Origin of the sequence: Hymenobacter sp. NBH84 (assembly GCF_014217645.1) — a bacterium.
GTDB classification, from domain to species: domain Bacteria; phylum Bacteroidota; class Bacteroidia; order Cytophagales; family Hymenobacteraceae; genus Hymenobacter; species Hymenobacter profundi.
Window position 1 is genome coordinate 2075162 of record NZ_CP043644.1, and the last position, 11668, is coordinate 2086829.

Below are 11668 nucleotides of genomic sequence, written 5' to 3' on the forward strand. Positions count from 1 at the left end.
TCTAAACCTTCCCACCCTATGCCTACCCAACTCGAAAACTACGCTCTTGGCCGCTGGATGGCCGGCACCGGCGAGCAGCAGGAATTATATGATGCCAGCACCGGCGAGGTAGTGGCCATTGCCAACGGCGAAGGTCTTGACTATGCGGCTATGTTCGACTATGCCCGCCGCACCGGCAATAAGGCGTTGCGCAAGATGACCTTCCACGAGCGAGGCCGCATGCTGAAGGCTTTGGCTTTTCACCTCGACAGTAAAAAAGAGGATTTTTATACGTTGAGCTACCGCTCCGGCGCTACCCGCGCCGACAGCTGGATTGACATTGAGGGCGGCATCGGCAACCTGTTTGCCAATGCTTCGCTGCGCCGCAAGTTTCCCGACAAGCCGTTCTACGTAGAGTCGGACCCCATTGCGCTGTCGAAGGGCGGCAACTTCATTGGGCATCACTTGTTGGTGCCGAAGGAGGGCGTAGCGGTGCACATCAATGCCTACAATTTCCCCATCTGGGGCATGTTGGAGAAGATTGCCGTGAATTTGCTGGCCGGTATGCCGGCTATTGTGAAGCCCGCCGTGCCGACGGCCTACCTCACTGAGGCTGTGGTGCGCGAAATCATTGCTTCTAAAATACTACCCGAAGGCGCGCTGCAACTGGTTTGCGGCTCGGGCGAGGGCATTCTCGACCATGTGACCTACCAGGATGTAGTCACGTTTACCGGGTCGGCTGAGACTGGACGTAAGCTGCGCGCCCATTCGCGTATCATCCAGGAAGCAGTGCCGTTTACGATGGAAGCCGACTCGCTGAACGCCGCTGTGCTGGGTCCTGATGCCGTACCAGGTACGGCAGAGTTTGACTTGTTTATCAAGGAAGTACGCCGCGAAATGACGGCCAAAACCGGGCAGAAATGCACTGCCATCCGCCGCATTGTGGTGCCTGAAAACCTGGTGGAAGACGTACAGATTGCCTTGGGTAAAGCGCTGGCGCAGACCACCATTGGGCACCCGCAGGCCGAGGGTGTGCGCATGGGCGCGCTGGCCGGCCGGGCGCAGGTGCAACGCCTGCGCGAACAGGTGCAGCGCCTGGCCCAAAATACACCCATCGTGTACGGCGACCTGGACCAGGTGGCCGTAATTGGGGGCGACTGCCAGGTAGGCGCATTTGTGTCGCCTATCGTGATGCTGAACCCAGAGCCGTTCCGGTTTACGGATACGCACGAGGTAGAGGCCTTCGGGCCGGTGGCTACCCTCATGCCCTACCATGATATAGACGAAGCCATTGCGCTGGCCAATCTGGGCAAAGGCTCGCTGGTGTGCTCCGTGGCGACCAACGACCCGGCCGTGGCGCAGGAGTTTGTGCTGGGCGCGGCCACCCACCACGGCCGTATTCTGGTCTTGAACGAGGAAATGGCGAAGGAAAGCACTGGGCACGGCTCGCCCCTACCCTTGCTTATCCACGGCGGACCGGGTAGGGCTGGCGGCGGGCAGGAAATGGGCGGCATCCGGGGCGTAGAACACTTTATGCAGCGCGTGGCTATTCAAGGCTCCCCGTCGATGATTACGACTATTACGGATGTGTATCAGCCCAAAGCCAAGCAGATAGAGCGCGACAAGCACCCGTTTCAGCACTATTTCGAGGAGTTGGAAATCGGGCAGACGTATACTACCCATCGCCACACCGTAACGGAAGCCGACATCACCAACTTCGCCCAGGTATCCGGAGACAATTTCTATGCTCACGTGGACGCTACCTCCCTGGAAGGCACGCTCTTTACGGGTCGCGTGGCGCACGGCTACTACATCCTGAGCAAGGCGGCCGGCATGTTTGTAGACCCGCGCAAAGGGCCGGTACTGCTCAATTATGGGCTGGATGAGTGCCGCTTCACAAAGCCCGTTTACCCCGGCACTACCATTGGCGTGCAGCTCACGGTGAAGGAGAAAATAGCCCAGGAGAAGCGCGACGATGACGACGTGGCCAAAGGCATTGTGCGCTGGCTGGTGACGGTGACCGACGAAACCGACGAAACCGTGGCCGTAGCTACGATTCTGACGATGGTCAAAAAGAAAAACCAGGACTAGATTTCTCGCAGTGTTTCGCAATGTTGGCGCGGTGTTTCGCAGTGTGCTGACGCCAAAGCACTGCGAAACACTGCGCAACTCTCTGCGCAACACTGCGAGAAACCTACCCATGAACGACATTCTAATTGCCGGCAAAGTTGAAGCCTCAACCGACGCCCAGGGCATCAGCACCATCTCCTTTTTTCATCCCAGCCACAATTCCCTACCTGGCGCTCTGCTCACGCAGTTGGCCGAAACCATTACATCTGTAGGGCAAGAGCCTGCCACAAAAGTCATTATCCTGCGGAGCGAAGGTGACCGGACTTTCTGCGCCGGCGCCAGCTTCGACGAGCTGCTGGCTATTGAGAACGAAGCGCAGGGGCTAACGTTTTTCTCGGGTTTCGCGAAGGTGATAAACGCCTGCCGCACCTGCCCCAAAATCATTATCGGGCGGGTGCAGGGCAAGGCCATTGGCGGCGGGGTAGGCGTGGCCGCCGCCACCGACTACTGTTTTGCCACCCAACAAGCGGCCGTGAAGCTAAGCGAATTGATCATTGGCATCGGGCCATTTGTGGTGGGGCCGGCCGTGGAGCGCAAAATCGGGAATGCCGCCTTTGCGCAATTGGCCCTGGATGCCACCGAGTTCCGCAGCGCCGAATGGGCCCAGGAAAAAGGGCTCTACGCTACCCTCACCGATTCCATTGAAGCGCTGGATGCCGCCGTAGCGGCTTTTGCCGCCAAGTTGGTTGGCTACCATCCCGAGGCCTTGGCGGAGTTGAAGCGGGTGCTCTGGCACGGCACTGAAAACTGGGATACGCTTCTGGCTGAGCGAGCTGCCATCAGCGGGCGGCTTGCGCTATCGGATTTCACGCGCAACGCCATTCAGCAGTTCAAAACCAGGTAGGGTTTACTGTTCTGCCTAACACATTGCCCCGACCCCGCGTAGAGTACACCATGTCTCTGCCCCGCTGGTCGGGGCTTTTTGTGTAGTTACTCTTCCCTACCTTCTATGCTGCATGATATGCAACGGGTACTGGCCACCTACTGGAAACAGTTCCTGTACCTGTCTCCCAAACTCATTATTGCGCTGCTTATCGTGGTGGTCGCCCTGGTAGTCGCCAACCGCGCCAGCAAGTTGCTCGGTGCGCGGGTGCGCAACCACTCCGACGACTTACTGCTAGCCGATTTTCTCATTCAATTCAGCAAGTGGGTGCTGGTACTAGCTGGTTTCCTGCTGGCCCTGCAAGTTATCGGCTTCTCGGGGGTAGTAACGGGGCTGCTGAGCGCGGCCGGACTATCGGCATTCATTGTAGGTTTTGCGTTCAAGGACATTGCCGAGAACTTTCTGGCCGGTGTGATTCTGGCCTTCAACCGCCCCTTCCAAATTCATGACACTGTGGAAGTGAAGGGTTTGCAGGGCCACGTAGAAGCCCTCAACCTACGCACCACCATCATTAGAACTTTTGACGGCAAGCACATTTACTTACCCAATTCAGTGGTGCTAAAGGAGCCTCTCACCAATTTCACCCGCAACGGCAGCATACGGCAGGACTTCTTGCTCAGCGTAGACTACGGCCAAGATGCCGGGCCAGAAAAGGTGATGGCCCTGATTTTGAAAAAAGTACAAAATACGCAGGGCGTGCAAAACCAGGAACCGCGCACGCCTTATGTGCTGCAAGAGAAAGGCACCGGCACTACCGTCGACCTACGCGTGTACTTCTGGACGTTCTCCGAGGATTACCGCCGCGTGGTATTGGAGCTGAAAAGCAATCTAATGCAGGAAACACGCGCCGCCTTACAAGCCGCTGGCTACGCCCTACCCAATGCCACGCAGTAGTGCGTAGTGAAAATAACGTCTTATAATGAGCGTTAGCCAGTTCCTTGGCTCATTATTGAGTTATTTCATGCGTCATTCACCTTGCGGCGCGGATATTGCCGGCTTTTCATGTCCTTTGCAGTTATAGGATGACCCTGCTTATTTTTTTCTGTTTCCATGCCTAAAAGTCGTCTGCACCGATTGCTGCGGCCGTTACTGATGTGGCGCGTACGCCACATCAACGACCGGCTCTATCTCATTATCCTCAGCATTCTGGTAGGCGTTCTGGCGGGTCTGGCGGCGGTAGTGCTCAAGAACTCCATTCATTTCTCCCAGCACTTAATATTCAAGTGGGTGCCCGAGCAGTATGTGGTATTTGCCCGCTCGCTCTACCCCATTATCGGTATTTCGTTGTCGGTGCTATTTACGCGCTGGTTTTTGGGCGGTACACTTAGCCGGGGCATCACGCCCATCATCTACAACATTTCCCGGCAGAGCAGCATCATCCCGCGCAGCAAGCTCTATTCGCAGATTGTAACTGCCTTTTTCACGGTCACATTTGGTGGCTCGGCGGGTACGGAGGCTCCTATTTCCGTGACGGGCGCGGCCATTGGCTCCAACATGGCGCGACTGCTGCACATTGGGCGGCGCGAACGGCGCCTACTGGTAGGCTGCGGCGCGGCCGCCGGGGTAGCCGCCATCTTCAACAGCCCCATTGCGGGTGTGCTGTTTGCCGTAGAGGCCATTCTGTCGGAGCTATCGGCGCCGTTTTTTATTCCCCTGCTGATTTCCTCGGCCACGGCTACCGTGGTGTCGAAAGCCTTGTACGCCGGCCAGCCGTTTGTGCTGATTACCACCAGCTGGCCCGTAGAGGCTATTCCCTACTACCTCATGTTGGCCTTGTTCACGGCCTTGCTGTCGGTGTACATGATCCGGGTGTACTTCATGGCCGATAAGTTTTGGGAAAAGCAGACCGGAACGTTTCGTAAGGTGCTGATGGGCGGCACGCTGTTGGGCATTCTAGTCTTTATCTTCCCGCCGCTCTACGGCGAGGGCTACGAGATGGTGCAATTTCTACTCAACGGCCATCCCGAGCGCATCATCGACGGCTCGTTGTTCTCCGTGTATGGCGACCAAAGCGTGTGGCTGATCTTAGCCGTGGCCATTGGTAGCGTGCTGTTTAAGGTATTTGCTACCACCTTTACCTTTGGGGCAGGCGGCAACGGGGGCATGTTCGGTTCCTCGCTGTTTGTGGGCGCCATGGCGGGCTTCGTGTATGCTCGTTTCCTGAATATGAGCGGTGTGCATCCGGTGCCGGAAGTGCACTTCATTGCCCTGGGTATGGCAGGCATGCTGGCCGGGGTAGTGCACGCGCCGCTGTCGGCCATCTTCCTCATTGCCGAAATCACGGGTGGTTACGCGCTGTTTGTACCCTTGATGGTCGTGACTTCGTGTTCCTACCTGGTAGCCAAGTACTTCGAACCCTACTCCGTGTACACGCGCAAGCTGGTGAAGCAGGGCGTGGTGATGCACCAGGACCGCGACCGGGGCCTGCTCTCACAGCTAGACCTGCGCGCCCTCCTGCAAACCGACTTCATCCCGGTACACCCCGACGATACGCTGGGCGAGCTGGTGAACGTGTTCCGCCACGCCACCCGAAATATCTTCCCAGTGCTCGACAAAGACAACCAACTACTTGGAATCGTATCGCTTGACTCTGTGCGCGATGCCCTGTTCGACGACGAGCACTACACTACTACCCACGTGCACGAGCTGATGCGCGAGCCCGCCGCCATCATCCACGCTTCCGACAGCATCCTGGACACGCTACACCTGCTTGAAGACCACGATGCTTACGCCCTACCCGTGCTCAGTTCCGAGGGCCGCTATATAGGCTTTATCCTGCGCGCCTCCATCCTAGCCGGCTACCGCCGCCAGCTTCTACGCGAGGTGGACTAGGTAGTGAGAGTATTAAATGGTGAAGTTGTGCATGTCAAAGCGCCTGTCATCCTGAGCGCAGCGAAGGATCTTATCACGCATGAACGACTATCGTAACAACGACTTGTTCAATGTGATAAGGTCCTTCGCTGCGCTCAGGATGACAGGCGCTTTGACATGCACAACTTCACCATTTAATACTCTCCCAACTCCGGTTGCTTGGGCGTAATCAGCAGGCCTACCATCATCAGGACGCCCGTAAGGAGGATAACCACGAACAGGATGCTCTCGCTGACTTCGCCGATGAAGTGCTGGGGCGGAATACTGTAGAACAACAAAATGGTAATCAGACCTTTGGGGGCAATAAACAGCTCCGGCATCAGGTCGGTTTTGGCCACGTAGCGCAAGAAGATGTAGCGGATCAGGGTAAGGATAGCTACGATGAGGATGCCCTGTTCTAGCAATGTGATGTTGATGATGCTGTTCAGATTGATAGAGAAACCGAACAGCAGGAAGAAGAACGTACGAATCAGAAAGGCCGACTCGCCGGTGATGTTCTTGAATTGGTGCAGGTCGTTGGCTAGGCGCTCAGGGTGGAACCACTCACGCAGTTTGCCCTTCAGGAATAACTCAGCATTATTCACGGCCAGACCAAAGGCCAGCACCAGCACCAGCGACGACAAGTGCAGCTCCTTGGCCAAACTGTAAAGCAGAATTAAGAAGGCGAAAATCAGGAAAAACTTGATGTGCAGCGTGATGCGCGACAGCAAGAACGTGAGTACCGCCGTGCTAACCACGGCCACAATGAGTACCGCAATAACATCGCGCGAGAAGGTGAGAATGGACGCCCCTTGCGCGAAATTATCCTGAATGGCAAAGTTGAAAAACAGGATGCCCATGATGTCGGAGAACGTACTCTCATAGATGATAAACTCCTGTTTTTCGCCCGCCAGGCTGGCTACACTAGGAATGGCCACCGCGCTACTCACCACGGCCAGCGGCACGGCGTTGATCAGGCAGCTCTGGAACGGCCCACCCACGTAGAGCTGCAACAGCCACGCAATAGCGACTGATTGCACCACCAGCATAATAGCGGCGGCTATAAAAGAACGCCGAATAAGGGGGGCTTTGTCGCGGCTGAGCTTGAGGTCGAGCGCACCTTCCAGCACAATCATAATCAAGCCGATAATCCCGAATATCTCCAGCACGACCTTCGGAATGCCCAACCCGAAATCGGTATATTCTGCTACCTGCTTCAGGGCAATGCCCGTGAGCAGCAGCATCAGTACCGACGGAATTTTAGTGGCCCGGGCGGCCAGGTTGAACAAGTAAGAAAGAATGACGGCTATACTTAAGCCAATCAGAATAGTGTATGAACCCATACAGAAAAGTAAATCCAACAGTAGCTGCCTATACGGCAATCTGCGCTGCAAAGCCGAAACTTACGCTATTTCGCGTACACTGACGATATAGCTGGCCACCGGCCGTATCTTGCGCCGATAAACCCGGATAGTTGCCGGATGGTTTTGCTTTGTTGATTATCACCATGCCTGCTACCGTTGCCATTGTGGGGGGCGGCCCCGCCGGCCTGCTAGCGGCCTGGCAGCTAGCCGAAGCGGGCCACGCCGTTGCGCTCTATGAGGCGCAAGCTACCATAGGCCGCAAGTTTTTGGTGGCCGGCCACGGCGGCTTCAATCTTAGCAACAGCGAGCCACCGTCCGCGTTTGCTACCCGCTACGGCACGCGCCACCCCGAGTTTGCGCGCTACCTGCACCTGTTTTCGCCAGCTGAGCTACGCCGTTTGCTGGCCGAGTTGGGTATCGACACCTTTGTGGGCACTAGCGGGCGCGTGTTTCCTACCCCCAACCACAAGCCCGCCCACGTGCTGCGGGCGTGGCTGGACCGGCTACGGGCACTGGGCGTGCAGCTGCACACGCGGCACCGCTGGCTAGGCTTCGGCGATGCTCCCGGCGCGCACCACCTGCGTAACGAGGCCACGGGGGAAGACTTCATCGTCCGGCCCGATGCTACCCTGCTGGCCCTGGGCGGTGCCAGTTGGGCCAAAACCGGCTCCGACGGCCGTTGGCTGCCTCTGCTCCTGGCAGCCGGGGTGGAGTGCGTGCCCTTTGCGCCGGCCAATTGCGGGGCGGAGGTGGCATGGTCGGCTTTTTTCCGGGAGAAGGTAGGGCGCCAGCCGCTCAAAAACATTGTGCTGTGCTGTGGCACTCACACTGTGCGTGGCGAGCTACTCCTCACCGACTATGGCGTGGAGGGCACGCCCGTCTACGCCCTCACGCCCTACCTGCGGGCCATGCAAGCCGCGGGCGAACCACCCCTGCTGCATCTGCACCTCAAGCCCGACCTGCCGGACGCGCGACTCCGGCAGCACCTGGCCCGCCGACCCGGCGGAGCTTCGCTGGCCTCCTTTCTGAGTAAGACGTTGCGCCTGGGGCCGCCCGTGCCTACACTGCTGCGCGAGCTGGCTCCGGCCGGACCGCTCCCTACTACGCCCGATGGCCTTTTTTCCCTACTCACGTCCCTGCCCCTACCCATCACCGGCCTGCGCCCTCTCGATGAGGCCATCAGTACGGCCGGAGGCGTGGCTTGGGAAGCAATAGATGAGCACCTGATGTTGCGCCACCAGCCGGGCACCTTCGTGGCCGGCGAAATGCTGGACTGGGAAGCCCCCACCGGCGGCTATCTGCTGCAAGGCTGCTTCAGCACCGGCGCCTGGGCCGCGAAGGGTATACAGGAGTTTTTGAGGGTATGAGGGTAAGGAGGTGTGAGGGTAGAGGGCGTGTGAGGTTTGGATGGTAAAACATGTGTCATCCTGAGCGCAGCGAAGGACCTTATGACGGTCGAACGACAGACGTATTAACGACTCGTTCTACTGTGATAAGGTCCTTCGCTGCGCTCAGGATGACACATGTTTTACCGCTTCTATGCTCTACCCTCCTACTCCCCCTACCCTCAAAAACCTCTACCCTTTCTTCACCGCTGCTTGCGCCAGAATTTGCTTGGCTTCGTCTACGAGTTGCTGGCCGGGGTTGAGCTGGCGACGTGCGATGAGGGCGAATAGCACGAAAAAAGAAACAATGGGAAGGAAGCAGCCCAGGGCGAACCATAGCCAGAACGAACGGCCGTAGCTGTAAGCGCAGTATCCCGTAGTGAGGGGTAGGAACATAATGGCGCACAGACCACCTAACAGTAAATCAACCAGCATACGGGCGGGGGTAACGGTGGACGACTTCTTCCCGAAGATACAAGATACCCCAATGTTTCCCAAACCCACTGGTGTTCTCTATTGCCAGGTTTCGCCCGACTACTAGCCCGCTTTTTCCGTATACCCCTCTATTCTCTCCCGACCCGCCCTACCCTATGTGGGAACATCAAAGCTTATTTCGCGTCTCGGCCCAGCTTTCAGCCGATGGCGTTTTCAACCTGCTCGACCGTAATCTGAAGCCCGAAGTGCTGCTACTGGGTCTGGCCTCCGCCAAAGAGGCCGACGACCCCGGCGCCATTGTGATAGAGCCTGCCAAGCACCGCTATGCCCCCCAGCGCTTTGCCGGGGTGAAAGAATACGCGGCCTCCCTGGAGCCCGAAGGCCCCCGCGAGGTGGTCTACCACCTGCACCCTCTCGACCACGACCGTTACGAAAAAGCCCGCTGGTATGAGCTCTTACGCCGCTCCACCGAGCATACGCTTGCGCAACTGGTAGAGCAGCAGCAGGAAAACCGGGTGAACTTCTGCTCAGCCCCCATCAACGTGCACGGGTACTTGGTGTTTGTGGTGTTGCAGCTATCTGCTGAAGCTTACAACAGCTACTATATGTTGCCGCCAGTACCAGGCGGGCGGTCCAACTCCCTGCTCGATGCTGTGGTGCAGGAGTTTTTGCACGATTGTGGCCGAGCCCTGCGCGAAACAGAGAATGATGAGGACCACCCCATTCTCGACCGCGACTACAACGAGGTGTTACGCGCCGCTGGTCGCCGCTTTATGCTGCGCGCCGCCGCTGGCACCCACGGCCTCTACGATGCTTGCAATGGCGTAGCCGCCCTGCGCCACGAGGGCGACGAAGGCGTGGGCACCATGCTAGTAGGCCGTCGTCATCACCCGGCTATCAAGCCAGTGCTGACGCTGGACGCCCCTATTCCCCTGCGCGACCATCGCTCTATCCGTAAGCTATTGGAAATGAGCGAAGACCGCGCTTCGCTGGTAAGCGATGCCACCGATGTCTTTGGTCTGGGCTATCTGGTAGACACCGACGACCCACAATACGAGCCGGTGTTCACTGTGCATTTCACCCGCCACTATAGCTGGGAGCTGAGCCACGACGGCAACGTAATGATGCGCGTAGTGTCGAACACGCCTCGCCTACCCCAGGGCACCGTGGCCCAGGACAACTTTGGTCGTGTGGTGCAGCTTGTGTTTCCGCACCTGGAAACGGAGGGTGTAGACCGCCTCTGGCTGCTCACCCAAAAGGCTACCAACCAGCCCAATGGCACCATCCTGCTGATTTCGGAGGGCGCGGCGCAGGAAGCGGCCCGCCTCACACGGCAGTGCTTTCAAGTGGCGCCCCGCCTGATGACACCCGGCTTGCTGCGCCTGGTCACCAACATCGACGGGGCCGTGGTTATCGACCCGGCCGGCACCTGCTACGGCATCGGGGCCATCCTTGATGGCCTCGCCACGGCCAAAGGCGATTCTTCGCGCGGCTCACGCTACAATTCAGCCCTGCGTTACGTAGAATCCAGTCAGTATCCTTGCCTAGCCATTGTGGTTAGTGAAGATGGCTGGATTGATCTGCTGCCCACGAAAAAGTAAAGCTACAAGGTGATGAAGTGTGTTTAATTCTTTGTCACTCACGGCTTACTACTCACCATTTCACCACTCTCCTTATGCCTACTACCCCTACTTCGCCCCGCACGCCTACCCTCGTTGAAGATGATCGTCTGGTATGGGTAGAACGCATAGCCCGTTTGATGGACAGCCAGTTTCGGATGCCCGGCACTCGCTTCCGCTTTGGTCTAGACCCCGTATTGGGCCTCCTACCCATCGTCGGGGATTTATCAACCTTTGCCATATCTACCGTCTTGCTTGTGACCATGATGCGTCACGGCGCGAAGGGTAGTGTCGTAGTGCGTATGGTCCTCAACGTGCTATTCGATACCATCGTCGGCGCTATTCCTATCCTCGGCAATGTCTTTGACTTCGCCTATAAAGCCAATGACCGCAATGTGCGCTTGCTAAGGGAGCACTATGTAGAAGGCAAATACCAAGGCAGCGGCAAAGGATTGATTGCGTTGGTGCTTATTGGTATGCTCCTGTTTTTCGGTCTGCTTGCTTGGGGTCTCTTTGTGCTGTTCACTTGGCTATGGCATGCTATACAAGGTGCTTAGCCTTGTAAGAATATAGAGCATATAAATAACGTATATTCCTAGTTTATAGCTTTTTATATAGTTTTGCTTTATATCTTCTTACTCAACAGTAGCAAAATATAATCATATTTATTGTATATTTATCTATTATTATTATTTTTATATTATATAGTATAAATATGATAAATTATCTAATTTTGCTAGTAATTAACTAGCGTAATGAAACATACCGCGTACGATCTGATAGTAGTTGGGACAGGATTTGCTTCCACCTTCTTTTTACAACAGTACCTTGCGAAGCGACCTGCTACGGAAAAAATCCTGGTGTTGGAGCGAGGCCACGCAGTGCCTTGGGCAGAGCGCGTGAAGGAAAAACAAGGCGAACAAACATCTTATATCGGCCGCAATCCTGAGTGCCAGGAGACCTTTATAAATGCCCAGCCCCGTAAAGATTGGCTGTTTACTGTGGGCTATGGTGGCAGTTCCA

The 11668-nt window shown here is 56.7% G+C and carries 9 protein-coding genes; 7 read left to right on the top strand and 2 right to left on the bottom strand.

All coding sequences use genetic code 11. From position 1 onward, the window contains the following. Window positions 1-18: 18 nt before the first annotated feature. The 4 genes from paaZ (at window position 19) to F1C16_RS08765 (ending at window position 5824) form a co-directional block, all read left to right on the top strand. Complete coding sequence (gene paaZ, locus F1C16_RS08750) at window positions 19-2070, top strand: phenylacetic acid degradation bifunctional protein PaaZ (RefSeq protein WP_185283942.1); 2052 nt, start codon at window positions 19-21, stop codon at window positions 2068-2070. A gap of 109 nt (window positions 2071-2179) precedes the next feature. Continuing rightward, complete coding sequence (locus F1C16_RS08755) at window positions 2180-2953, top strand: enoyl-CoA hydratase/isomerase family protein (RefSeq protein ID WP_185283943.1); 774 nt, start codon at window positions 2180-2182, stop codon at window positions 2951-2953. 105 nt (window positions 2954-3058) lie between these two features. Then, window positions 3059-3886, top strand: a complete 828-nt coding sequence (locus F1C16_RS08760) for a mechanosensitive ion channel family protein (protein WP_185283944.1) — start codon at window positions 3059-3061, stop codon at window positions 3884-3886. Window positions 3887-4042: 156 nt separating this feature from the next. Then, a complete protein-coding gene (locus tag F1C16_RS08765) occupies window positions 4043-5824 on the top strand; it encodes a chloride channel protein (protein ID WP_185283945.1) in 1782 nt (593 codons plus the stop codon). A gap of 173 nt (window positions 5825-5997) precedes the next feature. Here F1C16_RS08765 and F1C16_RS08770 read toward each other — a convergent pair whose 3' ends face one another. After that, window positions 5998-7185, bottom strand: a complete 1188-nt coding sequence (locus F1C16_RS08770) for a cation:proton antiporter (RefSeq protein ID WP_185283946.1) — start codon at window positions 7183-7185, stop codon at window positions 5998-6000. A 164-nt stretch (window positions 7186-7349) separates the two neighbouring features. Here F1C16_RS08770 and F1C16_RS08775 point away from each other — a divergent pair, with 164 nt between their 5' ends. Continuing rightward, on the top strand, window positions 7350-8573 hold the full coding sequence (locus F1C16_RS08775; RefSeq protein ID WP_185283947.1) for a TIGR03862 family flavoprotein: 1224 nt from the start codon (window positions 7350-7352) through the stop codon (window positions 8571-8573). A 210-nt stretch (window positions 8574-8783) separates the two neighbouring features. On the opposite strand, the gene F1C16_RS08780 is transcribed toward F1C16_RS08775, so the two are convergent. Continuing rightward, on the bottom strand, window positions 8784-9026 hold the full coding sequence (locus tag F1C16_RS08780) for a hypothetical protein (protein WP_185283948.1): 243 nt from the start codon (window positions 9024-9026) through the stop codon (window positions 8784-8786). 155 nt (window positions 9027-9181) lie between these two features. On the opposite strand from F1C16_RS08780, the gene F1C16_RS08785 reads away from it, so the two are divergent. Beyond that, complete coding sequence (locus tag F1C16_RS08785; RefSeq protein WP_185283949.1) at window positions 9182-10627, top strand: DNA integrity scanning protein DisA nucleotide-binding domain protein; 1446 nt, start codon at window positions 9182-9184, stop codon at window positions 10625-10627. Window positions 10628-10701: 74 nt separating this feature from the next. After that, entirely contained in the window at window positions 10702-11202 is a 501-nt protein-coding gene (locus tag F1C16_RS08790) for a DUF4112 domain-containing protein (RefSeq protein WP_185283950.1), read from the top strand. The last annotated feature ends 466 nt before the right edge of the window (window positions 11203-11668 follow it).

Bases quoted from the DNA above. Each gene is read 5' to 3' on its own strand.
- paaZ (WP_185283942.1), top strand. From the start codon at position 19: ATGCCTACCCAACTCGAAAACTACGCTCTTGGCCGCTGGATGGCCGGC.
- F1C16_RS08755 (WP_185283943.1), top strand. From the start codon at position 2,180: ATGAACGACATTCTAATTGCCGGCAAAGTTGAAGCCTCAACCGACGCC.
- F1C16_RS08760 (WP_185283944.1), top strand. From the start codon at position 3,059: ATGCTGCATGATATGCAACGGGTACTGGCCACCTACTGGAAACAGTTC.
- F1C16_RS08765 (WP_185283945.1), top strand. From the start codon at position 4,043: ATGCCTAAAAGTCGTCTGCACCGATTGCTGCGGCCGTTACTGATGTGG.
- F1C16_RS08770 (WP_185283946.1), bottom strand. From the start codon at position 7,185: ATGGGTTCATACACTATTCTGATTGGCTTAAGTATAGCCGTCATTCTT.
- F1C16_RS08775 (WP_185283947.1), top strand. From the start codon at position 7,350: ATGCCTGCTACCGTTGCCATTGTGGGGGGCGGCCCCGCCGGCCTGCTA.
- F1C16_RS08780 (WP_185283948.1), bottom strand. From the start codon at position 9,026: ATGCTGGTTGATTTACTGTTAGGTGGTCTGTGCGCCATTATGTTCCTA.
- F1C16_RS08785 (WP_185283949.1), top strand. From the start codon at position 9,182: ATGTGGGAACATCAAAGCTTATTTCGCGTCTCGGCCCAGCTTTCAGCC.
- F1C16_RS08790 (WP_185283950.1), top strand. From the start codon at position 10,702: ATGCCTACTACCCCTACTTCGCCCCGCACGCCTACCCTCGTTGAAGAT.